This is a genomic window from Thalassobaculum sp., assembly GCF_965223715.1.
Taxonomy (GTDB): Bacteria; Pseudomonadota; Alphaproteobacteria; order Thalassobaculales; family Thalassobaculaceae; genus Thalassobaculum.
Genome location: NZ_OZ245012.1, coordinates 2,844,477 through 2,869,158 on the forward strand (window position 1 = coordinate 2,844,477; position 24,682 = coordinate 2,869,158).

General features: G+C 66.7%; 18 protein-coding genes. 12 read left to right on the forward strand and 6 right to left on the reverse strand.

From position 1 onward, the window contains the following. Positions 1-15: 15 nt before the first annotated feature. Positions 16-519, forward strand: coding sequence for a hypothetical protein (locus ACOQOP_RS13095; RefSeq protein ID WP_420562249.1), 504 nt, complete (start codon positions 16-18; stop codon positions 517-519). A gap of 29 nt (positions 520-548) precedes the next feature. On the opposite strand, the gene rpoH is transcribed toward ACOQOP_RS13095, so the two are convergent. After that, positions 549-1,448, reverse strand: a complete 900-nt coding sequence (gene rpoH / locus ACOQOP_RS13100; protein WP_420562250.1) for an RNA polymerase sigma factor RpoH — start codon at positions 1,446-1,448, stop codon at positions 549-551. 121 nt (positions 1,449-1,569) lie between these two features. Next, positions 1,570-2,610 (reverse strand): RluA family pseudouridine synthase, encoded by a 1,041-nt coding sequence (locus ACOQOP_RS13105; RefSeq protein ID WP_420562251.1) that lies wholly within the window; start codon positions 2,608-2,610, stop codon positions 1,570-1,572. Here ACOQOP_RS13105 and ACOQOP_RS13110 point away from each other — a divergent pair. Continuing rightward, entirely contained in the window at positions 2,609-3,004 is a 396-nt protein-coding gene (locus ACOQOP_RS13110) for a hypothetical protein (RefSeq protein ID WP_420562252.1), read from the forward strand. The two genes, ACOQOP_RS13105 and ACOQOP_RS13110, sit on opposite strands and share 2 nt — an antisense overlap. Positions 3,005-3,031: 27 nt before the next feature. Here ACOQOP_RS13110 and ACOQOP_RS13115 read toward each other — a convergent pair whose 3' ends face one another. The 3 genes from ACOQOP_RS13115 to ACOQOP_RS13125 all read right to left on the reverse strand — a co-directional run bounded on the left by ACOQOP_RS13115 (position 3,032) and on the right by ACOQOP_RS13125 (position 11,479). After that, the gene (locus ACOQOP_RS13115; protein ID WP_420562253.1) at positions 3,032-8,107 is read right to left on the reverse strand and encodes an Ig-like domain-containing protein; all 5,076 of its coding nucleotides are present in this window, start codon (positions 8,105-8,107) and stop codon (positions 3,032-3,034) included. Between the two features lie 403 nt (positions 8,108-8,510). Then, positions 8,511-10,088 (reverse strand): phosphoglycerate dehydrogenase, encoded by a 1,578-nt coding sequence (gene serA, locus ACOQOP_RS13120; protein ID WP_420562254.1) that lies wholly within the window; start codon positions 10,086-10,088, stop codon positions 8,511-8,513. A 227-nt stretch (positions 10,089-10,315) separates the two neighbouring features. Continuing rightward, entirely contained in the window at positions 10,316-11,479 is a 1,164-nt protein-coding gene (locus ACOQOP_RS13125) for a phosphoserine transaminase (RefSeq protein ID WP_420562255.1), read from the reverse strand. A gap of 254 nt (positions 11,480-11,733) precedes the next feature. Between ACOQOP_RS13125 and ACOQOP_RS13130 the strand changes: the two genes are divergently transcribed. The 7 genes from ACOQOP_RS13130 (at position 11,734) to ACOQOP_RS13160 (ending at position 20,894) form a co-directional block, all read left to right on the forward strand. Then, a complete protein-coding gene (locus tag ACOQOP_RS13130; protein WP_420562256.1) occupies positions 11,734-13,776 on the forward strand; it encodes a methyl-accepting chemotaxis protein in 2,043 nt (680 codons plus the stop codon). Between the two features lie 337 nt (positions 13,777-14,113). Then, positions 14,114-15,598 (forward strand): ABC transporter substrate-binding protein, encoded by a 1,485-nt coding sequence (locus tag ACOQOP_RS13135; RefSeq protein ID WP_420566530.1) that lies wholly within the window; start codon positions 14,114-14,116, stop codon positions 15,596-15,598. Between the two features lie 40 nt (positions 15,599-15,638). Beyond that, positions 15,639-16,580, forward strand: a complete 942-nt coding sequence (locus ACOQOP_RS13140; protein WP_420562257.1) for an ABC transporter permease — start codon at positions 15,639-15,641, stop codon at positions 16,578-16,580. Continuing rightward, a complete protein-coding gene (locus ACOQOP_RS13145) occupies positions 16,577-17,512 on the forward strand; it encodes an ABC transporter permease (RefSeq protein WP_420562258.1) in 936 nt (311 codons plus the stop codon). The genes ACOQOP_RS13140 and ACOQOP_RS13145 overlap by 4 nt, the downstream gene beginning before the upstream one ends. Before the next feature lie 3 nt (positions 17,513-17,515). Further along, on the forward strand, positions 17,516-19,165 hold the full coding sequence (locus tag ACOQOP_RS13150; protein ID WP_420562259.1) for an ABC transporter ATP-binding protein: 1,650 nt from the start codon (positions 17,516-17,518) through the stop codon (positions 19,163-19,165). A gap of 83 nt (positions 19,166-19,248) precedes the next feature. Further along, positions 19,249-19,422: a YqaE/Pmp3 family membrane protein gene (locus tag ACOQOP_RS13155; RefSeq protein WP_420562260.1), complete on the forward strand. Its 174-nt coding sequence runs from the start codon at positions 19,249-19,251 to the stop codon at positions 19,420-19,422. A 182-nt stretch (positions 19,423-19,604) separates the two neighbouring features. Continuing rightward, positions 19,605-20,894, forward strand: a complete 1,290-nt coding sequence (locus ACOQOP_RS13160) for a mechanosensitive ion channel domain-containing protein (RefSeq protein WP_420562261.1) — start codon at positions 19,605-19,607, stop codon at positions 20,892-20,894. A gap of 8 nt (positions 20,895-20,902) precedes the next feature. On the opposite strand, the gene ACOQOP_RS13165 is transcribed toward ACOQOP_RS13160, so the two are convergent. Continuing rightward, the gene (locus tag ACOQOP_RS13165) at positions 20,903-21,553 is read right to left on the reverse strand and encodes an exopolysaccharide biosynthesis protein (RefSeq protein WP_420562262.1); all 651 of its coding nucleotides are present in this window, start codon (positions 21,551-21,553) and stop codon (positions 20,903-20,905) included. Positions 21,554-21,793: 240 nt separating this feature from the next. On the opposite strand from ACOQOP_RS13165, the gene ACOQOP_RS13170 reads away from it, so the two are divergent. The 3 genes from ACOQOP_RS13170 to ACOQOP_RS13180 are packed head-to-tail and all read left to right on the forward strand — an operon-like array spanning position 21,794 to position 24,633. After that, positions 21,794-22,474 carry a GntR family transcriptional regulator gene (locus ACOQOP_RS13170; protein WP_420562263.1) on the forward strand — a complete coding sequence of 227 codons (681 nt, stop codon included), beginning with the start codon at positions 21,794-21,796 and terminating at the stop codon, positions 22,472-22,474. Between the two features lie 29 nt (positions 22,475-22,503). Next, entirely contained in the window at positions 22,504-23,304 is an 801-nt protein-coding gene (locus tag ACOQOP_RS13175; RefSeq protein ID WP_420562264.1) for a phytanoyl-CoA dioxygenase family protein, read from the forward strand. Between the two features lie 6 nt (positions 23,305-23,310). Further along, a complete protein-coding gene (locus ACOQOP_RS13180; protein WP_420562265.1) occupies positions 23,311-24,633 on the forward strand; it encodes an NAD(P)H-dependent oxidoreductase in 1,323 nt (440 codons plus the stop codon). The last annotated feature ends 49 nt before the right edge of the window (positions 24,634-24,682 follow it).

Genomic DNA, 24,682 nt, shown 5'->3' on the forward strand with positions numbered 1-24,682 from the left:
GACTCCTAGCGCCCGATGAGTGCCAACGCCGCCAGTTCCGCCGCCACCAAGACCATCATGTTCGTGCTCGTCGCCGGCGGCGCGGTCATGTTCCTGCCGTCGATGATGCTGCTTGTGGTCGGCATGACCCCGACCATGGCGGCCTGGCTCACCGACCGGCGGCGCGAGAAATACGCCACCCTCTGCGTCGGCTGCATGAACTTCACGGGCGTCCTGCCGTTCCTGATCGAGCTGTGGACCCAGGACCATACCTACGAGCATGCGTTCCAGGTGATCAGTTCACCCTTCACTTGGCTGGTGATGTTCGGGGCGGCCGCCATCGGCTGGGCGATCTATTTCGTGGCGCCGGGGCTGGTGGGCATGTTCATCGCCATGCGCGCCGACCAGCGGGTCGAGCGGCTGCGGCGGCGCCAGCGGGATCTGGTGGAGGAATGGGGGCCGGGCGTGGCCGGCAGTTCGGACCGGGACGAGGAGGCCGCCAAGAAAGGCGGCCGCAGCGGCGGCGGGCGCGAAGAGTAGCTCTCCGCGCCCGCGCATGGTTTCAGACGTCAGGCGCGGTCCTGCAGGAGCTTCTGCTCCATCGCGGCGTTCTTGATCGACTTCTGCAGCTTCTCGAAGGCCCGCACCTCGATCTGGCGGACCCGCTCGCGGCTGATGCCGTATTCCTGGCTCAGATCCTCCAAGGTGGTCGGATCGTCGCGCAGGCGGCGTTCGGTCAGGATGTGGCGCTCGCGGTCGTTCAGGGTCTCCATCGCCTTGTTCAAGAGCAGGCGCCGCTTCTGCAGCTCCTCATCCTCGGCCAGACGGGTCTCCTGGCTGACCTGGTCGTCATCGACCAGCCAGTCCTGCCACTCGCCCTCGCCGTCTACGCGCAGAGGCGCGTTCAGCGAATGGTCCGGGCTGGCCAGGCGTCGGTTCATCGAGATGACGTCGGCCTCGGTCACGTCCAGCCGCTCGGCGATGGCGGTGACCTTGTCCGGCGACAGGTCGCCATCCTCGATCGCCTGCATCTGGCCCTTCAGCTTGCGCAGGTTGAAGAACAGCTTCTTCTGGGCCGCGGTGGTGCCCATCTTCACCAACGACCAGGAGTGCAGGATATATTCCTGTATCGAGGCGCGGATCCACCACATGGCATAGGTCGCCAGGCGGAAGCCGCGCTCCGGATCGAAGCGCTTGACCGCCTGCATCATGCCGACATTGCCCTCGGAGATCAGCTCGGCGACCGGCAGGCCGTAGCCGCGGTAGCCCATGGCGATCTTGGCGACGAGACGCAGGTGGCTGGTGACCAGCTTGTGGGCCGCGTCCGTGTCGCCCTGCTCGCGCCAGTTCTTGGCGAGGATGTACTCCTCCTCCGGCTCGAGCATCGGAAACTTGCGGATCTCCTGCAGATACCGTGACAGATTGCCTTCGACGCTGATCGTGGGCAGTGTGTTGCCGCTCGACGCCATGCGGTTTTCCTTCCGGTTCGGACTTCTAAATCTACGTCGCTATAAGAGAACAAAGGGCACGAGGGATCGTTCCCGCAGAGCTTATATTTAGGGTCTCTGATGGCAATTTGAAGGCAAACCGTCAGGACGCCCGAAGCGCTCTCAGAAGCGTGATGAGATCCTGAGGCAGCGGGCTCTCGAAGCTCAGCGGTTCGCCGGTGACCGGATGGTCGAAGCCGAGGGTTGCAGCGTGCAGCGCCTGGCGCGGGAAATGGCGCACGGCCTCGCGCGCGCCAGCCGGAATCCGCGACACCCGGCCCCCGTGGCCGCGTCCGTAGACAGGATCACCGATCAGCGGATGGCCGATATGGCTCAGATGGACCCGGATCTGATGCGTCCGGCCCGTCTCCAGACGGCACTCCAGCAGCGCCGCGCCTTCCGGACGTTCCAGCGAGCGGTAATGGGTGACGGCATAGCGGCCCTTGAACTCGCTCACCACGGCCATGCGCTTGCGGTCCTTGGGGTGGCGCCCGATCGGCGCATCGATCGTCCCCGCCGGCGGCACCGGATGGCCGAAACAGACCGCCCGGTAGGCGCGGTCGATGTCGTGGGCGGCGAAACGGGCCGCCAACGCCGCATGTGCCCGGTCGGTCTTGGCCACCACCAGCAGGCCCGAGGTGTCCTTGTCGATCCGATGGACGATCCCCGGCCGGCGCACCCCGCCGATGCCGGACAGGCTGTCGCCGCAATGGGCGATCAGTGCATTGACCAGAGTGTCGCGCGGCGATCCCGGAGCGGGGTGGACCGTCATCCCGGCCGGCTTGTCGATCACGATCAGCTCGGAATCCTCGAACATCACGGTCAGCGGCAGGTCCTGGGCCTCCGGCTCGGCGGCCTCCGGCGGCGGCAGGGTAATGCGGTACTGCGCCCCCGGTTTGACCGCCGCCGAGGGGTCGGTTATCGTCGTGGTGCCGTCGCTGACATTTCCCTGCTGTATCAAGGACTTCAGCCGGGACCGGGACAGCAGCGGCGCGTCCTCCAGGCGCTCGACCGCGCCGGCGAGCCAGCGGTCTATTCGATCGGCAGGCACCGCCGCCAACGCGTCGCCGGAGGCTTCGACCAAAACTAACTCGGCATCCGACGCAAAGTCGTCGGCCTCAGACAGGATGGGATCATCGCTCATGAGCGGCACCATAGGCGAAGGCCCTTCCGGCGAGAAGCGGCGTGAAGTGCCCTATCTCGGGGTGGTCAAGATCGCCAGCGTGGTCATGGGGATCATGATCGTGGTCGGGCTGGCGGTGATCGGCGTGACCATCGCCAAGCGCCTGTCGGGGGCGGGTGAGGACACACCGACCCCCACACCCGTATCGACGGCCGCTGTCAGTGCGGCCCTGGGTGCGCCGGGTGCGCTGGACGTGGCGATCCCGGCGAGATCCCGCGTGGTCGATGTTCAGTCGGATGGACGTCGGCTGGTGGTCCGGCTGGTGCTGTCCGGCGGCGGCACGGCGATCCTGCTGCTCGACGCCGATACCGGCGAGCGGCTCGGCCTGTTGACGCTGATCCAGGAAGGCCGCTGACGCGCTCGCCCGGCCCAACCTGGCGCATCAGAAGAACTGGAACATGTCGGAGGTGAGCTGTGCGGTGGTCATGCCCATGATCCGCACGTAGTTGTTGCTGCCGAGATCGATCTCCACCTCACCGTCCGTATTGTCCCGTGACGCCGCCCGGATCGCGGCGAAGCTGACCAGACCCGAGCCGTTCACGTTGATCGCGATGTGAACCACGTCACCGGCCCCGGCATCAAAATCCACGATGACGTCGAACCCGTTCGACGCCTCGATATAGACCGCGTCCCTGCCGGTTCCGGTATAGATCCAGTCCACCCCGGCCCCGCCGACGAGCACATCGTTGCCGGCACCGCCATCGAGCACGTCGATCCCCATCGTTCCGCCGGCCGCACCGCCATAGAGCGTGTCGTCCCCGTCGCCCCCGTCCAGACGATCGTCGCCCGTGCCGCCGTGAAGAACGTCGGCATCGGCCCCTCCCGACAGCGAATCCTCGCCGCTGCCGCCGGACAGGGTATCGTTATGACGGTTGCCGAGCAGGCGGTCGTTCCCGTCGCCACCCCTGATCAGATCGTCCCCCTGCCCGCCGTACAGGGTGTCCTCCCCGACCTGACCGGACAAGCTGTCGGACGCGACATTGCCATACAGGAGATCGCCGTCGCGGCCTCCGAACAGCGTATCGGCATCCTGACCGCCGAACAGCGTGTCGCTGCCCAGGTTGCCATAGAGCACGTCGGCCTGCTGGTTGCCGTAGACCACATCACCCCCGGCGCTGCCGATCACGGTATCGTTGCCCAGGCCGCCGAACACCCTGTCGTTCCCCCCTTCCCCGTCGAGGCTGTCGTCGCCGGTGCCGGAGCCGATCGTATCGTCCCCGTCGCCGCCGAGCAGGGTGTCGTCGCCCTCGCCCAGAGAGATGAACTGGGAGGCACTGTCCCCGGTCGCGAAGTTGTTGCCGCCCCCGCCATTGACCGTGGCCGATCCGATGATGCTGGCGAACTCGATATTGTCGAGCTGCAGGGTCGAGCCCGTGGGCAAGGACCTGACATCGATGACGAAGGCCTCGGACGTGCCCCCATTGGCCGATGGCGTCCCGGTGATGACGATGGGGGTGGAGAGGCTGGTCGATGTGGTGGTGGGGATGATGGTCCGGACGTCCAGCACCGCGGTCACTTCCAGCCGGCTCATGAAGGTCCTCAGACCCGCGGCCATTTCGGTGCCGCCCCCGCTCTGACGTGCCTCAGCCGCCGCGATCAGCGTGGACAGGGCGTCGCCGGGTGTCTGCGCCGAGCTTGGGCCTTCCGCGATGATCGAGGTCTGGGCAGGCAGGGTGGCGGTGACCGCGTTTCCACCCGATCCGGCGCTTTGAACGATGGCGGCCGACGCAGTGCCGGTAGCGGAGGGATTCTGGATCGTCTGTGTCTGGGTGGTCACCGTCACCCCGCCACTGGAGGTCGTCGTGACCGTCGTCGTGTTCGTGGTTGCCGGAACGGGCGTCGGGGTGACGGGTGGCGGAGGTGCTGGCGGCGTCACGACGCCACCACCCCCACCCCCGCTGTTACCCCCCGACCCACCGCCGCCGCTGACCGGGGGCGCGGCGATGGTCAGATTCAGCGCCGCGGAATCCGCCGAGGCATTGCCCGCGGCATCGAGCTCCTGCACGGTGATGGCATAGCTCCCCGGCGCCAGAGAGCTCGCGGTCACCTGATAGGTGCCGTCCGCCTGGCTGACGAAATGAGCGATGGTGACCCCGTTCGCGAGCAGGGCATGCATCGTCGAGCCCGTCAGACTGGTTCCGGAGAAGCCGGGGGTGGAGACCGTCGTGACATTGTCCGTACCGCTGGCGCCGTCATCGCTCGCGGCAAGCAGGTCCGGGGTGGCGGCTGAGCCGGGTGCGGCAGGTGCGGTGAGGTCGATCTCGACAGTCAGCGACTGGCTGGCCGCAGCCTCGTTCCCGGCCAGATCCTCCGCCACAGCGGAGATGGTGTGGGACCCGGCTGTCAGCGCATCGGAGAAGACAAAGGTCCATGCACCCCCGGCACCGGCCACGGTCGAGCCCACGGTCGTCCCATCGACAAGGACATGGACCCGCGCGTTCGCCACCGCGCCTGTGCCGGTGAAGGTCGGAGTCGCGAGACTGGTCAGGTTGTCGCTGTCGCTGCTGCCCCGGTCGCTGGAGGCCAGCAGGTCGGGCGGACCCGATGCTGCCGGAGCGGTCGTATCGACGACGAGACCGAGGCTGCCGGAGGCGGGACCGACATTACCGACCGCATCGGTCACGCCGAGCGAAATCGCGTAACTTCCCTCTGTCAAGCTCAGCGCGTAGGACCACGAGCCGTCCACCGCGACCACCGTTCCGCTCGTCACCCCGTCGACGATGACATGAACCCGATCGCCCGGATCCGCCGATCCAGCCAGAACCTGGCGGGTTGCGGACGTGATGTCATCCGAGGACGAGACGCCCGTGTCACTCTCCGCCGACAGGTCCGGAACCGCCAGGGGGCCCGGAGGCGAGGTATCCACAGTAATTGCCAGCGCCGCGGATGCCGAACTGACATTGCCCGCCAGATCGGTCTGGACCACCGTGATGGCGTTGGTGCCCTCCGACAGGTTGGAGGCAAAGGTGTAGCTCCAGGCCCCGGCCTCGGTGGCAGTCACGCTGCCCACCGTGACGCCGTCGTCAAGGATATGAACCCGTGCGCCAGCCTCCACCCCGGCTCCCTGGATCGTCGGGTTCGCAACGGTGGTGATGTTGTCATCGCTGCTGAGCCCGGTATCGCTGGCGGCGTGTAGATCCGGCAGCCCCGGGGCTGCTGCGGTGGTATCGATCTGCAGGCTAAGTCCGGCACTGGCCGGACTGCCATTGCCTGCCAGGTCCTCCGACACAGCCGTGACGGTATGGGTTCCATCGGAGATGGCCTGAGTGAAGGTGAAGGTCCATTCGCCGCCGGCATTCGCCGTCACGACGCCGACCTCGCCACCGTCGAGCAGAATTCGCAACAATCCGTCCGGCACTGCCCCGGTCCCGGTGATTGTCGGGCGTACGGTGGAGGTGAGATCGTCCGTGGCGCTGGCACCGCTATCGCTTGCCGCAAGCAGGTCCGGCTGAGCGGGCGCGTCCGCGGGTGCCGTCGTGTCCACCGTGAGCGAGAGAGTCGGGGATACCGGTCCTGTATTGCCCGCCGGGTCTGTCGCCTGCACCGCGATCTCGTAGGTGCCGTCGCCAAGCGCGTGGGTGGAGGACCAGACGCCGTCTGCCGCGGTCACCGTGTTCACGGTGGTTCCGTCGACAAGAATGCTCACGAGGTCACCGCTCGTGGCGTTGCCGGAAAGCTGCTGCGTGGTCGAGCGCGTGATGTTGTCGATGGACGAGACGCCGGTGTCGCTGGCAGCGAGCAGGTCCGGGGCGTCGAGCATGCCCGGTGCGGTGGTGTCGACCGTGAGACTGAGAGTCGGCGAGACGGCGCCGACGTTGCCGGCAAGATCCCGACCCTGAACGGCGATCTCGTAGCTTCCCGGACCAAGTGTATGGGTGTAGGACCACGACCCGCCATGGGCGGTCACGGCGTTGGCGGTCCGCCCGTCGACGAGAATACGGATCACATCGCCGTCGGCAGCCGAACCGGTGAGATGGTGGATCCGTGAACTCGTGATGTTGTCGGTGGACGAGATCCCCGTATCCGACTCGGCAAGCAGGTCAGGTGCTGCCAGGACGGGTGCGGTCGTGTCGACCACGACCGTGAAACCGGCGCTAGGCGCCGCATTGTTGCCCGCCACGTCGCTAGCAACGGCGGTGATGACATTGGCCCCCTCGGGTAGAGGGCTGGTGAATGTGTAAGCCCAGTTGCCCAGAATGTCGGCCGGCGCGCTTCCCACCGTGATGCCATTGACCAACACGTGAACGAGCCCATCTGGCGATCCACCCAATCCTGAAATCGTTGGCTGGGCCGAGTTGGTGACATTATCGGTCGAACTCGATCCGCTGTCGCTTGCGGCGACTAAGTCCGGCTTAAGCGCCACTGGCGGCGCCCAGGTGTCGATGACAAGTCCCAATGCGGAGGAGCGGGCGCCGACATTTCCGGCGGCGTCGGTTGCCTGAACCGTGATGGCGTAGGACCCGGCCGTCAGGGTGTGGGTATAGGTCCAGGAACCACCGACAGCGGTGACCGTGTTCGCCGTCACGCCGCCGACCAGGATGCTGACAATGTCACCGGTCTCCGCCGATCCGGTGAATTCCTGGGTCAGCGAACTGGTGACGTTGTCGCTCGACGACATGCCGAGATCACTCGTCGCGACCAGATCCGGCGGGGCGAGGGTTCGCGGTGGGATGAGGTCGATATTGTACGCGGGGATCGGCGCATCCAGGCGTCCGCCAAGCGACGACACCAAAGGGGCCGCAAAGTCAGACCGGTCGAGCCGCACCGACACGCTCCCTTCCTCATAAGGCGTGAGCGTCGAGTAGACTCGAAAGGCAGAGGCGTCCGGAAACCGCTCCGTCGTCAGGAGTGCCGGATAGGCGTCGCGGGCTTCAGGCCCGAACGCCAGGGGAACGGCAAAGGTCTGAGGCCAAGCGCCGCCGAGCGCCGACCCGCCGACCGGTCGGTCACAGCCCCGCACGGGGCAGCCAAGCTCCCGGGCCAGAGCCGCCAGAAAGGCGGCCCCAACGTCACCCTTTGCCACCGAACAGCCGTAGATCAACACTTCGGCCCCAGTGTCGAGGCTGGCCCTGATGTGCTGCAGATCGTGTCGCCGGGCTGTCAGCTGGGCCTGATCGACGGTCGCTCCGCACAACTTAAGCGCGCCCGGGTGACCGTGGGAGAGGATGTGGATCGCGCCGACGGATCGGCGTCCCGCCATGGCCTGTGCCATGGCGGCCAGCCCGTCGCCGGTTCGAGGCAGCCACACGCGTTCGATGCCGCGACGCAACCCTGCGAGCAGGCCCGCAGCATTCTCAACATCGGGGTCCAGGAAAAGAACTTCTCCACCCCTAAACCTCGAGGAAATAACTGATTTTCTTGAGGAGACGGCGCCTGCCGAGTGCAACGCGGACTGACATGCCCCCCACTCGGCGGGTGCCCCTACCTGATCGGCGATCGGTGCGTGTCGGCCATCCATCTGGCGTCTGCCCTACGATAGAGGTCGCCAGGAAGGCGACATCAGGCATCCGAGATCATGCAAACTTTATGGTAGAGTATATAGATTAATTATTATCTCAAGAGTCGTTTTTTAGCATTTTAATTCCCGATAAAGGAGTATTCTTAGAAAAGCGCTGCAGCATTCCAAATGAATATTATATTATTCATTTGGAATGGAACGATCACCCTAAACAGGCAGACTTGTGACGCAGCGGGCGGCGAGCCTGGTGCGAGATCCCGGGGCGTCATGAACGATAGGATAAGCGGATCGCCGATCAGGTCCGAATGGACGACGGAGGAGACCGTGCCACTTTAAGGGTGGTCATTGGGCATTGCCGACCCGGCGGAGCGGTGGGCGCTGCCGGGTCGGCCCATATCAATGGTCAAAAGGAAAGGGCATCCACCCGCACGACCTGGGGCAGCGCCTTCACCGAGGCGAGAACGGCATCGTCGACCCGCTGGTCCACCTCGACCAGCGCGATCGCCTCGCCGCCAGACTCCCGGCGCCCGAGATGGAAGGTGGCGATGTTCACCCCGGCCTCGCCCAGCATCGAGCCCAGCGCCCCGATGAAGCCCGGCTTGTCGTAGTTGCGGACATAGAGCATCCGCGGCGCGAAATCCGCCTCGACTCCGATGCCCTGCACGCCGACCAGGCGCGGCTTGTCGCCACCGATGAGCGTTCCGACCACCTCGCGGGTGCGGGTCTCCGTGGTCACGGTCACACGCAGCAGCGTCTGATAGTCCGGTTCCCGGTCGTGCCGGGTCACGCTGATGTCAATCCCGCGCTGGGCGGCCATGGTCGGGGCATTGACCATGTTCACGCTGTCGACCTGGGAGCGCAGAACACCGGTGATGGCCGCCGCCTTGATCGGGTCGGCGTTCAGTTCCGCGGCATGCCCTTCCAGCTCGATCTGGATCGAGCGGATCGCCGACCGGGTGAGCTGGCCGCAGAACGAGCCCATCAACTCCGCCAGCCGCATGTATGGCCGCAGGATCGGCGCCTCCTCGGCGGTCACCGAGGGCACGTTGATGGCGTTGCTCACCGCCCCGGTCAGCAGGTAGTCGCTCATCTGCTCAGCGATCTGCAGCGCCACCTTCTCCTGGGCTTCCGAGGTGGCAGCACCCAGATGCGGCGTGCAGACCACGTTGGGGTGACCGAAGAGGACGTTCTCCTTGGCCGGCTCTGCCACGAACACGTCGAAGGCGGCCCCGGCCACGTGCCCGGAATCCAGGGCCGCGCGAAGGTCCTCCTCGACGACGAGCCCACCCCGGGCGCAGTTCACGATCCGCACGCCCTTCTTCATCACCGCAAGCGCCTCGGCATTGATGATGCCTCGGGTGCTGTCGGTCAGCGGGGTGTGCAGGGAGATGATGTCCGCCTCGGCGAACAGCTCCTCCAGATCAACCTTGCGCACGCCAAGCTCGATCGCGCGCTGCTCCGACAGATATGGATCATAGGCGATGACCCGCATCCGCAGGCCGCGGCCCCGGTCGGCCACGATGGAGCCGATATTGCCGCAGCCGACCAGACCCAGCGTCTTGCCAGTCAGCTCGACGCCCATGAACTTGGACTTCTCCCACTTGCCGGCCTGGGTCGAGGCATCGGCCTGGGGGATCTGGCGGGCGAGCGCGAACATCATGGCGATGGCATGCTCGGCCGTCGTGACGGCGTTGCCATAAGGCGTGTTCATCACGACCACGCCGAGTTCAGTGGCGGCCTTGGTGTCCACATTGTCGACGCCGATGCCGGCGCGGCCGACGACCTTCAGGTTGGTCGCCTTGGCCAGCACCTCGGCGGTGACCTTGGTGGCGGAACGGACGGCGAGGCCGTCATAGTCGCCGATGATCGAGAGCAACTCGTCGGCTGGCAGGCCGGGACGGAAGTCGGTCTCGATGCCGCGGGCGCGGAAGATCTCAACCGCCTGCTCGCTCAGCTTGTCGGAAATCAGAACCTTGGGCATGGGGGTCTCCCATTGATAGGGCCGCGGTCTGGTGACCGGACCTCGGATTTGGAGAGCGCCGCTGGGTCCCGGGCAGACCCCGGAGCAAGTCCGGGGTCTCCCGGGATGACGTCGAGAGAATTAACGACCGATACGCCGTCATCCCGGCCGGGCCCGTCCCGGATTTAATCCGGGATTGATCCGGGGCCGGGCCGGGACCCAGTGGCTGACACGAAGGGAAAGGTGTCCTAGGCCGCTTTCGCGATCTCGGACTTCACCTCGCCCCAGGCCCAGTCGAGCCAGGGAAGCAGCGCCTCGATATCGGCGGTCTCCACCGTCGCCCCGCCCCAGATCCGAAGACCCGGCGGTGCGTCGCGGTAGCCGGCGATGTCGTAGCCGGCGCCTTCGGCCTCCACCAGGGTGGCGATCTTCTTGGCGACCGCCGCCTGATCCTCGTCGGACAGAGACTGGAACGCCGGATCGATGATCGACAGGCAGATGGAGGTGCAGGAGCGGATCGACTTGTCGGCCGCCAGGAACCCGGCCCAGCCGGACCCTGCGGCCCATGTCTCGATCGCCGCGAGGTTGGTCTCGCACCGCTTCTTGAGCACCGGCAGCCCGCCGATCTCCTCAGCCCAGGCCAGGGTGTCGATCGCATCTTCCACCGCCAGCATGGACGGGGTGTTGATCGTCTCGCCCTTGAAGATGCCTTCGTTCAGCTTGCCGCCCTTGGTCATGCGGAACAGCTTCGGCATCGGCCAGGGCGGGGTGTAGCTCTCCAGCCGCTCGACGGCCCGCGGGCTCAGCACCAGCATGCCATGGGCCGCCTCGCCGCCCAGCACCTTCTGCCAGGACCAGGTGACCACGTCGAGCTTGTCCCAGGCGAGGTCCATGGCGAAGGCCGCGGAGGTCGCGTCGCAGATCGTCAGTCCGTCACGGTCGGCCGGAATCCAGTCGCCATTCGGCACGCGCACGCCGGAGGTGGTGCCGTTCCAGGTGAAGACCACGTCGCGGGAGAAATCGACCTGGCTCAGGTCGACGATCTCGCCATAGGGCGCTTCCAGCACGCGCACGTCGTCGAGCTTGAGCTGCTTGGTCACATCGGTGACCCAGCCGCTGCCGAAGCTTTCCCAGGCCAGCATGTCGACACCCCGGGCGCCGAGCATGGACCACAGGACCATCTCGACGGCCCCGGTGTCGGAGGCCGGCACGATGCCGATGCGGTAATCGTCGGGAATGCCCAGGATCTTGCGCGACCGGTCGATCACGTCGCCCAGTTTGGCTTTACCGATCTTGGAACGGTGAGACCGCCCAAGGGCGGCGTCAGAGAGAACAGCGGGGCCCCATCCGGGTCGCTTTGCACACGGTCCGGATGAGAACAATGGCACCCGCGGCAGCTGCTGCGGCTTCATGGCTTCATCCTTCAATGTTACCGCTCGTTGGGGAGCGGCGGCCCGCAGCGGACATTAGAGAGCTTTGCCCCCATGTCAACGGGCGACCCCGTCCGCGCGGATTGGGCCATTGCACCGTAAACCGTTGTTCCTCGGACCGGGTGCGCGCGTTCTTGACCATTCCTTCATCGATTTCGGGTGTACTCCCCAGTTGGGGATGGTCGCAGCGGTCTCCGTCGGCGATACCGCCGCCGCACCGCTCGATGGAGGATGACATGGCACAGGCACCGAAGATCATGACGTCGCGCAAGGTTCGCCCCCTCCGTTCGGTTCTCGCACGCGTCCTATTCGGCTTCGGTGCGGTCATTTCGGTCTTCGTCGTCGGCGCGGCGCTGACCTACGCCAACCTCATCACCGTCTCCTCCGAGGTGCATCACTTTGCCGAAGTCGCCCGCGAGGCCGAGCTGGCGGCGCGCATCGAATCCCGTTTCGCCCGCCTGAACACCTATGCCCGGGAGTTCGCCAACAAGGGCAACGAGCAGGACGCGGACAAGGTTCGCACGATCGCCGCGCAGATCCGCGACGACATCGGCAGCCTGCGGGCGATGGATGTCGAGGTCGAGCTGACCGACCGCGTCGACGCGATCGAGGCCACCCTGGCCACCTACCTGCGGGACTTCGACCAGGCCGCCGAACTCGAGCGAGAGTTCAAGATGCTGGTCACCGAGAGGATGAGCCCGGCCGGTGCCCGGCTGATCGAGGACCTCGACGCCATCCAGGCCGATTTCGTGGCCGATGGCGATCTGGCCTCCGCTGTCCTCACCGGCACCGCGCGCGAGCACCTGCTCCTGCTTCAGCTCCACTCCAACACCCTCGTCGGTCGAAAGGACACCTCCATCGGCCTGAAGGTTGACGAGGAGCTGACCAAATCCGCCGAGGCCCTGGGCAAGCTCGAGCAGGCCGTGGTCACCGACCATGAGAAGATGCTGCTGGCCGAGGTGAAGACGCTTTTCGAGGAATACCGCACCGCCCTGCGCAAGGCCCATAGCGACGAGGTGGCCATTCGTTCCCTCATCGACGGGCAACTGACCGAGCAGGCCGCCGAGATCGCCGAGAATACGGGTTCCTTCCTGGAGATCGCTGCCGCGATCGAGGCGAAGATCGAACACGAGGTGCTCGGCATGATCCGCCTGACGGAAATCGAGGTCGCGGTCGTCAGCCTCGCCAGCTTCCTGCTCGGCGTCGCCATCGCGCTGATCCTTGGCCGCGGCATCGCCCGGCCGGTCAACCAGCTCACCGGCGTCATGGGACGCCTGGCCGAGCATGACCTCGCCGTCGAAGTCCCCGGCACCCGTCGGCAGGACGAGCTCGGCCAGATGGCCGAGGCGGTCCTCTTCTTTAAGGAGAAGATGATCCAGAACGACGAGATGGCCGAGGAGCAGCGGGCGGCACAGGTCCGCCGCGAGGCCCGGACGAAGCGGCTCGACGAGCTGACCGCCGCTTTCGAGGGCAGCGTCAACGGGATGCTGGAGACCGTTTCCAGCGCCACCACCGAACTGGATGCCGCCGCCGTCTCCATGTCCGGCATCGCCGAGGAGACCATGTCGCGCTCCGTCACGGTCGCCAATGCCTCCGAGGAGGCCAGCGCCAATGTTCAGACCGTCGCCTCGGCCACCGAGGAACTGGCCGCCTCCATCGTCGAGATCAACAGCCAGGTCGGCCACGCGACGCAGATCGCCAAGGACGCCGCGGACCGGGCCCAGGAGACCGACCAGACCGTGAAGAGCCTGGAAACGGCGACCCAGGAGGTCGGCAACATCCTTCAGCTGATCCGCGACATCGCCGACCAGACCAACCTGCTCGCCCTGAACGCCACCATCGAGGCGGCCCGGGCGGGGGATGCCGGCAAAGGCTTCGCGGTGGTCGCCACCGAGGTCAAGACACTGGCCGAACAGACCGGCAAGGCGACCGTGGACATCGCCGACAAGATCGCCCTCATCCAGCAGGAGTCGTCCCGCACGGCCGAGGCGATCCGGCATATCTCCCAGACGGTCGTGCGGCTGGACGAGATTTCCGCGGTGGTCGCGGCGGCGATGGAGGAGCAGTCGTCGGCCACCCAGGAGATCGGCCGCAGCGTCCAGGACGCCGCCCAGGGCACCCAGGAGGTCGCCGAAAACATCATCGCCCTGAAGACCGGTGCCCAGGACACCAACTCGGCCGCGCACCAGGTCCGCAGCGCGAGCGGCGACGTCACGCAGCAAAGCCAGAGCCTGCGCACGCAGATCGCCCGCTTCCTGTCGGACGTGAAGGCCGCCTGACGACGGATTTTTGTCGGGGGATGTCGGCCATCCGGCGACCGACATCCCCCCGTATTCAACTTCCAAGAGCCGCGGTTTTCCTCGCTCCAGAGCCCTGGAGCCCGGGCGCGGCTGCAACCGTTTCATCCCGCACCTGCGAAAAAGCTCTCTGGACTCGCTATCGGAATGCCCTCAGGCTTCGCATTCCAAGAAACTCCACCTAAGGAGGGGCTCGATGAACTGGGGAAGCATATTCGGTAAAACAGCGGCAAAAGCCGCACTCGCAGCAGCCATCGCGCTGCCGATGTCCGTCGGGATGAGTACGGCAGGCTCTGCGGAAACGACGCTCCGCGTGGTCATGCACTCGGACCTGAAGATCGTCGATCCGATCTGGACCACGGCCTACATGTCCCGCAACTACGGGTATATGGTTTATGACACGCTGTTCGCGATGGACAGCGACACCAAGGTCCACCCGCAGATGGTGGATACCTACACCGTCAGCGACGACAAGCTGACCTATACCCTGACCCTGCGCGACGGGCTGAAATGGCATGACGGCGCGCCGGTCACGTCGGAAGACTGCATCGCCTCGATCAAGCGCTGGGGCGCCAAGGACTCGATGGGTCAGAAGCTTCTCGAGTTCGTCGCGGAATTCAACGCGGTGGACGACAAGACCTTCGAGATCAAGCTGAAGAAACCCTACGGCCTGGTGATCGCCTCGCTCGCCAAACCGAGCTCCAACGTGCCGTTCATGATGCCCAAGCGCGTCGCCGACACGCCGGCGAGCGACCAGATCACCGACTACACCGGCTCCGGCCCGTTCGTCTTCAAGCAGGACGAGTGGAAGCCCGGCGACGTCGCGGTGTTCGAGAAGTTCGACGATTACGTTCCGCGCTCCGAGGAGCCGAGCTGGGCCGCCGGCGGCAAGGTGGTCAATGTCGACCGGGTCGAGTGGGTCTCCATCAAGGATCACCAGACCGCGGTCAACGCCCTGCTGGAAGGCGAGGTCGACTATCTGGAAGCCCCGCCCACCGATCTGCTGCCGCTGTTCGAGGGCAATGAGAACGTCACCGCCAAGATCCTGAACCCGCTGGGCAACCAGTACATGTTCCGGATGAACTGGCTGCATCCGCCGTTCGACAACGTGAAGCTGCGCCGGGCCGCCCTCGCGGCGATCAACCAGGTCGACTTCGTCCAGGCCACCATCGGCAATCCGGACTACTACAAGGAATGCCCGGCCATGTTCGTCTGCGGCACGGCCTTCGCGACCGATGCCGGCACCGAGATCGTCATGAAGTCGGACATCGACGGCGCCAAGAAGATGCTCGAGGAAGCCGGCTATGACGGCACCCCCGTGGTCGTGATGCAGTCGACCGATGTCGACGTGCTGAACAACCTCGGCCCGGTCGCCGCCGACAAACTCAAGCAGGCCGGCTTCAACGTCGATCTGCAGGCGATGGACTGGCAGACCCTGGTCGCCCGCCGGGCGAAGAAGGAGCCGCCGTCCGAGGGGGGCTGGAACGTCTTCCTGACGTCCTGGACCGCCGCCGACATCCTGAACCCGATCTCCGCCGCCGGCTTCAACGCCGGATGCGACAAGGCCTGGTTCGGCTGGCCCTGCGACGAGAAGATGGAGGAGCTTCGCGAGAGCTTCGCCACCGAGACCGACGAGGGCAAGCAGAAGGCGATCGCGGAAGAGATCCAGAAGCGCGCCATGGAGATCGGGACCCACGCCCATGCGGGCCAGTGGTATCAGGTCCCGGCGTGGCGGAGCGACAAGCTGAGCGGCGTGCTCGGCGGCCCGTTCCCGATCTTCTGGAACATCGCCAAGTCCGAGTGAGGACGCGGCACGCTTCCCGACGCTGGAGCCATAACCGCATATGTTCGGCTTTCTAGTCCAACGTCTGCTCGCCACCATCCCGGTCCTCGGGATGGTGGCGGTCTTCGTGTTCCTGATGCTGCGGCTGACGCCCGGCGATCCGGCGGCAGTGCTCGCCGGTGACAATGGCACACCGGAACAGGTCGCCCAGATCCGCGAGACCCTCGGCCTGAACGAGCCGCTGCTGGTACAGCTCGGCATCTGGGTCGGGAACCTCCTCCAGGGCGATTTCGGCCAGTCCTACTTCTTCAAGAAGGACGTCGCGGAGCTGATCTTGCTGCGGGTCGAGCCGACCCTGGCCCTGGCGACGACGACTCTGATCATCACGATCCTGGTCGCCGTCCCGATCGGCGTGATCGCCGCCTACAAGCATGGCACCTGGATCGACCGCTCGGTCATGGCCTTCTCGGTCGCCGGCTTCTCGGTCCCGGTCTTCGTGCTGGGCTATATCCTGATCTATCTCTTCGCGATGGAGATCGACCTTTTTCCGGTCCAGGGATACAAGCCGATCGCCGAGGGCTTCTGGCCCTTCCTGCACCGGCTCATTCTGCCCAGCATCACGCTCAGCGTGATCTACATCGCGCTGATCGCCCGCATCACCCGGGCCAGTGTGCTGGAGGTTCTGGGCGAGGATTATATCCGCACCGCCTATGCCAAGGGGCTAACGCCGAACAAGGTGCTGCTGAAGCACGCCCTGCGCAACGCGGCGGTCCCCATCGTCACCGTGATCGGCATCGGCATCGCTCTGCTGATCGGCGGCGTGGTGGTGACGGAGAGCGTCTACAACATCCCCGGCCTCGGCCGGCTGACCGTGGACGCGGTGCTGGGCCGCGACTATCCGACGATCCAGGCCATCATCATCGTGTTCTCCTTCGTCTACGTGATGATCAACCTGCTGGTCGACCTGAGCTACAGCCTGCTTGACCCGAGGATCCGATATTGACCGAGGGCACCGAAAATCTCGTCGATTCCGCCGCCTCGGCCGAGGCCGCCTCGCGCAAGGCGACGGTCTGGGAACAGCTCGTCCGCAACCCCAGCGTCATGTTCGGCGGCGTCGTCCTCGGCCTGATGGTGCTGATGGCCGTCTGCGCCCCGCTGCTGGACACCATGGATCCGAGCGCGATCGATCCGGCCTGGCGCAACAAGAAGCCGGGGGTCGAGCACCTGAAGACCTTCTCCGACGGCACCGAGCGGGAATGGACCTACCGCATGGGCACCGACACGCTCGGCCGCGACACCTACAGCCGGGTGATCTACGGCGCCCGGGTGTCCCTCGCGGTCGGCCTGCTGGTGGCGGTCCTGTCCCTGGCGATCGGCCTGGTGGTCGGGCTGGTGTCCGGCTACATCCGCTGGCTCGACGCCATCGTGATGCGGGTGATGGACGGGCTGATGGCAATCCCGGGCATCCTGCTCGCCATCGCCCTGGTCTCGCTCGCCGATGCCGGGCTTCTGACGGTGATCCTGGCCATCACCATCCCGGAGATCCCCCGCGTGGTGCGGCTGGTGCGCTCCATCGTGCTGTCGATCCGCGAGGAACCCTATGTGGAGGCGGCGATCTCGGTCGGCACGCGGGTGCCGCTGATCCTGATCCGGCACGTGCTGCCGAACACCATCGCGCCGCTGATCGTCCAGGGCACCTATATCTGTGCCTCGGCGATCCTGGTGGAGGCGATCCTGAGCTTCCTGGGCGTCGGCATCCCGCCGGAGACGCCGACCTGGGGCAACATCATGGCCGAGGGACGGCTGCTGTTCCGCGTCTACCCGCACAACATCCTGTTCCCGGGAATCTTCCTGGCGATCACGGTGCTGGCAGTGAACATGCTCGGCGACGGGCTGCGCGACACGCTCGATCCCCGTATGCGCAAGCGGCTGTAGACCATGACAGATCAGACCAAAGTCCAGCCGATCCTGGAGATCGACAACCTCACCGTCGACCTGCCGGAGGGTAACGACCGGCGCCATGCGGTGGACGGCGTGTCGATCTCCGTCGGCCCGCGCGAGATCGTCTGCCTGGTCGGTGAGTCCGGTTCCGGCAAGTCGGTCACCGCGTTCAGCGTCATGGGTCTGCTGCCCAAGGGCCAGCTCACCCCGAGCGGCGGCGCGATCCGCCTGATGGGCGAGAATGTGCTGGAGGCCAGCGACGAGCGGCTGCGCGACCTGCGCGGGGCCCGCATGTCGATGATCTTCCAGGAGCCGATGACGGCCCTGAACCCGACCATGACCTGCGGCGACCAGATCGAGGAGGTGCTGACCACCCACACCTCGCTGGACCAGGCGGCGCGCCAGGCCAAGATCCTGGAGATCCTGGAGCAGGTGCAGCTTCCGGACCCGCCGCGCATGGCGGCCTCCTATCCGCACCAGCTTTCCGGCGGCCAGCGCCAGCGCATCATGATTGCCATGGCCCTGGTGCTGGAGCCGGTGCTGCTGATTGCCGACGAGCCGACCACCGCGCTCGACGTGACGACCCAGGAGCAGATTCTCAAGCTCATCAAGGATATCCAGCGCACCCACGAAACGGCGGTGCTGTTCATCACCCATGATTTCGGCGTGGTGGCCGAGATCGCCGACCGGGTGGCCGTGATGCAGTGGGGCAAGGTGGTCGAGGAAGGGCCGGCCGAGGCGGTGCTGAAGCGGCCGCACGAGCCCTATACCAAGATGCTGATCGGTGCTGTGCCGAGCTTCACGCCCCATGGACGTCCCCGGGCGGAGAAGGCACCGGTGGTGCTGGCGACCGACGGCCTGTGCAAGACCTATGGCGGCGGCGGCTTCTTCCAGAAGGCGCGGGAGGTTCATGCCGCCCAGAACGTCAATCTGGAGATCCGCCGTGGCGAGACGCTGGGCATCGTCGGCGAGTCCGGCTCCGGCAAATCGACGGTGGCCCGCTGCATCGCCCGGCTGATCGACCCGACCTCCGGCCATATCTACCTGGACAGCGACGACATCGCCCAGGCGTCCCAGTCCCGCCTGCGCACCCTGCGCCGCCGGGTGCAGATCATCTTCCAGGACCCCTACCGTTCCCTCAACCCGCGCCGCACCGTCGGCGCCTCCATCGTCGAGGGACCGATGAACTACGGGATGGGCGAGAGCGAGGCCTATGAGCGGGCGCGCTCGCTGATGTCCCTGGTCAGGCTCGACCCGACCGCGCTGGACCGGTTCCCGCACCAGTTCTCCGGCGGCCAGCGCCAGCGCATCTGCATTGCCCGGGCGCTCGCGATGGAGCCGGACCTGCTGATCGCCGACGAGGCGGTCTCCGCCCTCGACGTGTCGGTGCAGGCGCAGGTCCTGGAGCTGCTGGACGACATCCGCCGGCGGCTCGACCTCGCCATGCTGTTCATCACCCACGACCTCCGGGTCGCCGCCCAGGTCTGCGACACGGTGGCGGTGATGCATCGCGGCCAGGTGGTGGAGTACGGCGAGGCGGCCGAGGTGTTCGGCAACCCGCAGCATGACTATACCCGTGCCCTGTTCGCCGCCGCCCCGGGACGCGGCTTCGACTTCGGCGGTGTCGCCGCGCTGGCCGCCGGGTGATCCTCGTGGAACGCGTCGTTCGGAACCCGAAGAGCGACGCCGCGTTACTTCCGCACTGATGAAAATCATGGGCGGGTATCGACATGACTATTCTACGACTGCTGCTGACGATCCTTCTGCCGCCGCTCGGCGTCTTCCTGACGGTGGGTATCGGCGCGCAGTTCTGGATCAACATCCTGCTGACGATCCTGGGCTATATCCCCGGCATCGTTCACGGCGTCTGGGTGATCGCCAAGCGGACCCCGACGGAGCCGTGAATGCGGGTTGCGGCGGCATCGGTCGGTGCCGCCCGGCGTGCCCGCGGATCATCCTGACGGCGCTCCGTCTGATCGTTGCCGCGGTCCTCCTCGTTGGCGCGTCTGCAACGTATCTCCCCGCGCTCGCGCAGGACGGCACTTCCGCCGGCGGTTCCCAGAGCGACGCTCCCCGGGCGGTCGCCGTGGAGCCGGTCGCGCGCGATGACGCGATCGCCCGACGGATCGACAGCATTCTGCGTGCCACCGGCTGGTACAGCGACGTGCGGGTGTCGGCGACCGACGGGGTGGTCTTTCTCGACGGCAGCACCCAGACCGACGAACACCGCACCTGGGCCCGCAACCTCGCGGCCAATACCCAGGACGTGGCGGCGGTGGTCAACCGCATCTCAGTGACGCCGCAGACCGACTGGTCGTTCACCCCGGCGCTGAACGAGGTCCGGGCGCTGCTCTACAAGGGGCTGGCCAGCCTGCCGCTGATCGCCCTGGCCCTGGTCATCCTGCCGCTGGCGTTCTACGCCGCGTCGCTCGTGGGCCGGGCGACGGACTGGGCGCTGAGCCGGCAGGTCGAGTCCCCCTTCCTGCGCAGCGTGATCGCCCGCACGGTCTCCATCCCCGTATTCCTGATCGGCCTGTACATCGTGCTTCAGGTCGCCGGTCTCACCCAGCTCGCCCTGTCCCTGCTCGGCGGCGCCGGCGTGGTCGGCATCATCGTCGGCTTCGCCTTCCGCGACATCGCCGAGAATTTCCTGGCCAGTCTGCTGCTCAGCATCCGCCAGCCGTTCCGGCGCGGCGACTACATCGCGGTGGGCGGACAGGAGGGCACGGTGCAGAGCATGAACACCCGCAGCACCCTCCTGCTGTCGCGCGAGGGCAACCACATCCAGATCCCCAACGCGGCGGTGTTCAAGAGCACGATCGTGAACTTCAGCGCCGCGGCCGCCCGCCAGGAGTACCTGGAGGTCGGCATCGGCTACGAGGCCTCGATCGCCGCCGCACAGGAGGTCATCCGCAAGGTGCTGGCCGACCACGCCGCCGTGCTCTCCGAGCCGGAGGAACCGCTGGTTCTGGTCGACTCCCTGGGCAGCGCCACGGTGAACCTGCGGGCCTATTTCTGGTTCGACGGCCATGCCTATTCGGTGCTGAAGATCCGCTCGGCCCTGCTGCGGCTGGTGAAGAAGGCGCTGATGGAGGCGGGCATCTCGATGCCCGATGAGGCGCGCGAGATCATCTTCCCCCAGGGCGTGCCGCTCGTCTCCCTGGACGCCCGCTCGGAGGCCGCCTCGACGCCCACGCCGCTTCCGCCGCCGACCGACGCGCCCGCGCCTCCCAAGGTGGCGGAGTCCGACGCCGAGGCCACGGCGTCCGAAGGCGAGTTGGAGAACGACACGGAATCCGTCGAGCGCCACGCCGCCGGAGCGGATATCCCAGAGGCGTCCCAGGATCTGCTGTCGGGTGCCGACCGCCGGCTCTAGCAGCGCCGTCAGCCGCCGGCGAGGCCGAGGGTCTCCAACCCGACCGCGAGTAGGATGCCGAAAACCGGAATGACGGCCAGGCCCGCCAGCGCGAACAGACCGTCGCGCGTCAGCAAACCCGCGGCGATCAGCAGAACCGCGCTGCCGATGATCGACGAGGAGAACGGGACGAGTTCCAGGAACGGCATCGCCAGACCGCAGAGCAGGCACATGAATTCCAGAACCGTGCGGCCCGGCGGATCGATCAGCCAGTTCAGGCGATCGCGGGCATGCTCGTCGATCCAGTAGGCGATCTTGCCGATCCGGCCGATCGCCGCCCGCGCCCGCCGGCCGCTGACCTGGCGTCTGGCAATGAAATCGGGGATCCACAGGCTGCGCATCCCGGGGAACACCATCTGGGCGGAGATGATCGCGATGATCGCGCCGCAGACCGAGGACAGCAGCGGCACCCCGGACAGCGGCGACATCACCGTCAGCGAGGGGATGATCAGCAGCGGCAGGTAGGACCGGCGTCCGAAGGCCTCGAGGGTCTCGCCGACGGTGACACGGCTGCCCTGGGCGGTGTCCGCCAGGCGCTCGACGATCTCGGTCAGCGGATGGTCGGAGGTGGGTTGGTCCGTCGGATCGGATTTGTCGGCGTCCGATGGGGATGCGGTCATCGCGGCCTCGAACCTGCGTCGATGGGGGCGGACCCTGTTGCGGGCTGCGGCGGCCCTGCGGGAACCCGCGGGCCGGTCGTATCGGCGTGATGGTCGAACGCCTCGGCTCCGGCTGGGTTCCCAAATCCGCCCCCGGCCCCACCGGTCAGTCCGAGCCCGGACCGTATGGGTGCACCGATTGACGCGCAGCCGATTTTAGTGTTCCGTGTTCTGAATTCAGAACACGGAACATGGGTGCCCATGCAATCCCTTGCCACCAAGCCCGACCTCACCGCACAGGCGCATCAGGCGATCCGGGACGCCATCATGGCGATGGATCTCGCACCGGGAACGCCGCTGGCGCAGGAGGGCTTGGCCGAACGGCTGGGCGTGAGCCGGCAGCCGGTGAGTCACGCCCTGGTGCTGCTGCGCCGGGAGGGGCTGGTCGTCGACCGGGGCCGCAAGGGCCAGATGGTGGCGCCGATCGACCCGGACCGGCTGCTCGACCTGTATCAGGTGCGCGGCGCCATCGACCGGCTCGCCGCCCGCCTGGCGGCGACACGCCTCGCCCCGTCGGACGCGCCCGCCAAGCGCTTCCGACGCCTGATCGAGGATGGCCGGGAAGCCTGCGCCGAGGGGACCATGGACGCGCTGGTCAAGGCCGACCTCGCCTTCCACCAGGCGATCCACGCGCTCTCGGGCAATGAGGAGATCGATCGGACCGCCGCCGGGTTCTGGCCGCATATGGTCCGCTCCATGCGCGTGGTGCTGGAGGACAGCAAGGGCCGCGACGTGATCTGGGACGAGCATGCGGCGATCGCCGAGGCGATCGTCGCCGGTGATGCGGCCAAGGCGGGGGCCCTGGCCGCCGATCACGCCGAACGCACCGGCGAACTCACCTATCAACGGCTGACCCGGCGGGAAGACCGGCAGTCCCTGTAAGAAGACAAACCAACAAGGAAGGAAACGCCATGAAACTGAGCGCCGACGACCTCAAGAAATTTGACGAGGAAGGCTATCTGTTCTTCCCAGGCAAGTTCACGCCGCAGGAAGCCGCCCTGATGAAGCAGGAGGCCGACAAGATCTACGCGATGGACCGCAAGGAGGTCTGGCGCGAGAAGTCCGGCGTCGCCCGCACCGCCTTCGCCGCCCATACCTACAACGAGACGTTCCGCCGCCTGGGGTCCCATCCCCGCCTGATCGAGCCGGTGCAGCAGCTGCTCGACGGCGACCTCTACATGCACCAGTTCAAGATCAACGCGAAGGCCGCGTTCGACGGCGAGGTCTGGCAGTGGCACCAGGATTACGGCACCTGGGCGCGCGACGACGAGATGCCGGAGCCGCGCGCGATGAACATCGCGGTGTTCCTGGACGACGTCACCGCCGCCAACGGTCCGCTGCTGTTCATCCCGGCCAGCCACAAGCAGGGCGTGGTCGATGCCGGCCATGACCTGGAGACCACCTCCTACCCGCTGTGGACCCTGGATCGCGAGACCGTGTCCGCCCTGGCGGAAAAGGGCGGCTGCGTCGCCCCCACCGGTCCGGCCGGCAGCGTGCTGATGTTCTCCTCGCTGCTGGTACATGCCAGCCCGCCGAACATCTCGCCGATCGGCCGCACCATCGTCTATCTGTCGCTGTGCCACGTGGACAACCACATCCGCGCCTTCAAGCGCGAGGAGTGGATCGCCCATCGCGACTTCACGCCGATCAAGGCGTTGGAGGACAACTGCTTTGACGAGTTGATCGCCGGGCAGCTCCAGGCGGCGGAATAAGCGCCGATGTACATCTATCAGGATCTCCTGGCCCGCGCCCAGGCCGGCACGCCCGTGCGTGTCGGCCTGATCGGCGCCGGCAAGTTCGGCTCCATGTTCCTCTCTCAGGTCCCGACCACACCGGGACTTGAGGTGGCCTGGATCGCCGACCTGTCGCCGGACCGGGCCCGGGCCGCCTGCCGCGCGGTCGGCTGGCCCGACGACCTTATCGCGAAGACCACCTTCGAGGAGGACGCCCGCCGCCTGATCGCGTCGGGCACCGCCGAGGTGGTCGTGGAAGCCACCGGCGTGCCGTCGGTCGGCCTCGTCCATGCCCGCGAGGCGATCCGCAACGGTGTCCACATCGTCATGGTCAACGTGGAAGCCGACGTGCTGGCCGGCCCGCTGCTCGCCGAGGAGGCGCGCCAGGCCGGTGTGGTCTACTCCATGGCCTATGGCGACCAGCCGGCCCTGACCTGCGAGATGGTCGAGTGGGCGCGCTCCACCGGCTTCGAGGTGATCGCCGCCGGCAAGGGCACGAAGTTCCTGCCGGCCTATCACGCCTCCACGCCGGACACGGTGTGGGACCATTACGGGCTGACCGGGGAACAGGCGGCCGCCGCCGGCATGAACAGCCAGATGTTCAACAGCTTCCTCGACGGCACCAAGTCGGCGCTGGAAATGGCGGCGATCGCAAATGCGACCGGCCTCACCCCGCCGCCGGACGGGCTCATGTTCCCGCCGGCGGGCATGGACGACCTCGCCCATGTGCTGCGTCCCAAATCCGACGGCGGCCAGCTCGCCGCCAAGGGCCAGGTGGAGGTGGTCTCCTCCCTGGAGCGGGACGGACGGCCGGTGTTCAAGGACCTGCGCTGGGGCGTCTACGTGGTCATCGAGGCGCCGAACGACTATGCCGCCGCCTGCTTCCGGCAGTACGGCATGAACACCGACGCCACCGGCCGCTACTCGGCGATGTACAAGCCGTTCCACCTGATCGGCCTGGAGCTCAACGTGTCGATCCTGTCGGCGGCGATCCTGAAGCGGCCGACCGGGGCGACCCAGGGTTTCCGCGGCGACGTGGTGGCGACCGCCAAGCGCGACCTGAAGGCCGGAGAGATGCTGGACGGCGAGGGCGGCTTCACCGTGTGGGGCAAGCTCTACCCGGCGCAGACCTCGCTCCGGCTCGGCGGCCTGCCGATCGGCCTCGCCCATCACGTCAAGCTGAAGTCCGGCATCAAGGCCGGCCAGCCGATCCGCTGGGCCGACGTTGAGGTGGACGAGACCAGCGAGGCGATCCGGATCCGGCGGGAGATGGAGCAGCGCTGCGGCGTCAAGGGGATGGCGGCCTAAGAGCGGCCATTCCATCCGCTACCGCCGTCGACCATGTCGGACGGGCGGC

What these genes read in the sequence shown, in the direction of transcription:
- ACOQOP_RS13095 (WP_420562249.1), top strand. Translation starts at nt 16, where the DNA reads ATGAGTGCCAACGCCGCCAGTTCCGCCGCCACCAAGACCATCATGTTC.
- rpoH (WP_420562250.1), bottom strand. Translation starts at nt 1,448, where the DNA reads ATGGCGTCGAGCGGCAACACACTGCCCACGATCAGCGTCGAAGGCAAT.
- ACOQOP_RS13110 (WP_420562252.1), top strand. Translation starts at nt 2,609, where the DNA reads ATGAGCGGCACCATAGGCGAAGGCCCTTCCGGCGAGAAGCGGCGTGAA.
- ACOQOP_RS13105 (WP_420562251.1), bottom strand. Translation starts at nt 2,610, where the DNA reads ATGAGCGATGATCCCATCCTGTCTGAGGCCGACGACTTTGCGTCGGAT.
- ACOQOP_RS13115 (WP_420562253.1), bottom strand. Translation starts at nt 8,107, where the DNA reads ATGGATGGCCGACACGCACCGATCGCCGATCAGGTAGGGGCACCCGCC.
- serA (WP_420562254.1), bottom strand. Translation starts at nt 10,088, where the DNA reads ATGCCCAAGGTTCTGATTTCCGACAAGCTGAGCGAGCAGGCGGTTGAG.
- ACOQOP_RS13125 (WP_420562255.1), bottom strand. Translation starts at nt 11,479, where the DNA reads ATGAAGCCGCAGCAGCTGCCGCGGGTGCCATTGTTCTCATCCGGACCG.
- ACOQOP_RS13130 (WP_420562256.1), top strand. Translation starts at nt 11,734, where the DNA reads ATGGCACAGGCACCGAAGATCATGACGTCGCGCAAGGTTCGCCCCCTC.
- ACOQOP_RS13135 (WP_420566530.1), top strand. Translation starts at nt 14,114, where the DNA reads ATGCACTCGGACCTGAAGATCGTCGATCCGATCTGGACCACGGCCTAC.
- ACOQOP_RS13140 (WP_420562257.1), top strand. Translation starts at nt 15,639, where the DNA reads ATGTTCGGCTTTCTAGTCCAACGTCTGCTCGCCACCATCCCGGTCCTC.
- ACOQOP_RS13150 (WP_420562259.1), top strand. Translation starts at nt 17,516, where the DNA reads ATGACAGATCAGACCAAAGTCCAGCCGATCCTGGAGATCGACAACCTC.
- ACOQOP_RS13155 (WP_420562260.1), top strand. Translation starts at nt 19,249, where the DNA reads ATGACTATTCTACGACTGCTGCTGACGATCCTTCTGCCGCCGCTCGGC.
- ACOQOP_RS13165 (WP_420562262.1), bottom strand. Translation starts at nt 21,553, where the DNA reads ATGACCGCATCCCCATCGGACGCCGACAAATCCGATCCGACGGACCAA.
- ACOQOP_RS13170 (WP_420562263.1), top strand. Translation starts at nt 21,794, where the DNA reads ATGCAATCCCTTGCCACCAAGCCCGACCTCACCGCACAGGCGCATCAG.
- ACOQOP_RS13175 (WP_420562264.1), top strand. Translation starts at nt 22,504, where the DNA reads ATGAAACTGAGCGCCGACGACCTCAAGAAATTTGACGAGGAAGGCTAT.
- ACOQOP_RS13180 (WP_420562265.1), top strand. Translation starts at nt 23,311, where the DNA reads ATGTACATCTATCAGGATCTCCTGGCCCGCGCCCAGGCCGGCACGCCC.